The sequence below is a fragment of the Conexibacter sp. CPCC 205762 genome (assembly GCF_030646155.1).
Classification (GTDB): Bacteria; Actinomycetota; Thermoleophilia; order Solirubrobacterales; family Solirubrobacteraceae; genus Conexibacter.
Genome location: NZ_JAUTDN010000113.1, coordinates 1 through 545, shown reverse-complemented (window position 1 = coordinate 545; position 545 = coordinate 1). Strand labels below are relative to the sequence as shown.

Sequence of the window (545 nt, the reverse complement as noted above, 5' to 3'; positions counted from 1 at the left end):
GAAGTTCCTATTCCGAAGTTCCTATTCTCTAGAAAGTATAGGAACTTCAGAGCGCTTTTGAAAACCAAAAGCGCTCTGAAGACGCACTTTCAAAAAACCAAAAACGCACCGGACTGTAACGAGCTACTAAAATATTGCGAATACCGCTTCCACAAACATTGCTCAAAAGTATCTCTTTGCTATATATCTCTGTGCTATATCCCTATATAACCTACCCATCCACCTTTCGCTCCTTGAACTTCCATCTAAACTCGACCTCTACATCAACAGGCTTCCAATGCTCTTCAAATTTTACTGTCAAGTAGACCCATACGGCTGTAATATGCTGCTCTTCATAATGTAAGCTTATCTTTATCGAATCGTGTGAAAAACTACTACCGCGATAAACCTTTACGGTTCCCTGAGATTGAATTAGTTCCTTTAGTATATGATACAAGACACTTTTGAACTTTGTACGACGAATTTTGAGGTTCGCCATCCTCTGGCTATTTCCAATTATCCTGTCGGCTATTATCTCCGCCTCAGTTTGATCTTCCGCTTCAGAC

The 545-nt window shown here is 40.4% G+C and carries 1 protein-coding gene; it reads right to left on the bottom strand.

Annotated features, from left to right (window positions below; genetic code table 11):
- Positions 1 to 211: 211 nt before the first annotated feature.
- Positions 212 to 545, bottom strand: a 334-nt coding sequence (locus Q7L73_RS28645) for a hypothetical protein (RefSeq protein ID WP_304715813.1), incomplete at its 5' end; no start/stop codon positions are given.